The organism is Enterovibrio qingdaonensis (genome assembly GCF_028683135.1).
GTDB lineage: Bacteria > Pseudomonadota > Gammaproteobacteria > Enterobacterales > Vibrionaceae > Enterovibrio > Enterovibrio qingdaonensis.
On record NZ_JAJUBB010000062.1, the window covers coordinates 1 to 1,015 of the forward strand.

1 protein-coding gene is annotated in these 1,015 nt (G+C 50.4%); it reads right to left on the reverse strand.

Features of this window, described 5'->3' with window-relative positions:
- Positions 1 to 1,015, reverse strand: a 1,015-nt coding sequence (gene tuf, locus LRP49_RS25120; protein WP_274146405.1) for an elongation factor Tu, incomplete at both ends; no start/stop codon positions are given.

Sequence of the window (1,015 nt, forward strand, 5' to 3'; positions counted from 1 at the left end):
CCACCTTCACGGATAGCGAAACGTAGACCTTCGTCCATCGCGATTGGCGCGATCAGAGTTACAGTCATAGAAACGTTATCACCAGGCATTACCATCTCAACGCCTTCTGGCAGTTCGATAGTACCGGTCACGTCAGTTGTACGGAAGTAGAACTGTGGACGGTAGCCTTTGAAGAACGGAGTATGACGGCCGCCTTCATCTTTCGACAGAACGTAGATTTCTGAAGTGAAAGTAGTGTGTGGAGTGATTGAACCTGGCTTAGCCAGTACTTGACCACGTTGAACTTCATCACGCTTAGTACCACGCAGAAGAACACCAACGTTCTCACCTGCACGGCCTTCGTCTAGAAGCTTACGGAACATCTCAACACCAGTACAAGTAGTGGTGATGGTGTCTACGATACCAACGATAGCAACTTCGTCACCTACGCGAACGATACCTTGCTCAACACGACCAGTTACAACAGTACCACGGCCTTGGATTGAGAATACGTCTTCGATTGGCAGGATGAACGGACGGTCGATCGCACGCTCTGGCTCTGGGATGTAAGAATCCAGTGCTTCAGCCAGTTCGATTACTTTCGCTTCCCACTGCTCTTCGCCGTTCAGTGCACCCAGTGCAGAACCTTGAATTACTGGGCAATCGTCGCCTGGGAAATCGTACTCAGAAAGAAGTTCACGAACTTCCATCTCAACCAGTTCCAGCAGCTCTTCATCATCAACCATGTCACATTTGTTCATGAATACGATGATGTAAGGGATACCAACCTGACGACCCAGTAGGATGTGCTCACGAGTCTGTGGCATAGGGCCATCAGTCGCTGCAACAACCAGGATACCGCCGTCCATTTGCGCAGCACCGGTGATCATGTTTTTAACATAGTCAGCGTGTCCTGGGCAGTCTACGTGCGCGTAGTGGCGAGTAGGAGTATCGTACTCTACGTGAGAAGTAGAGATGGTGATACCACGCTCGCGCTCTTCTGGAGCGTTATCGATAGATGCGAAGTCACGTGCTG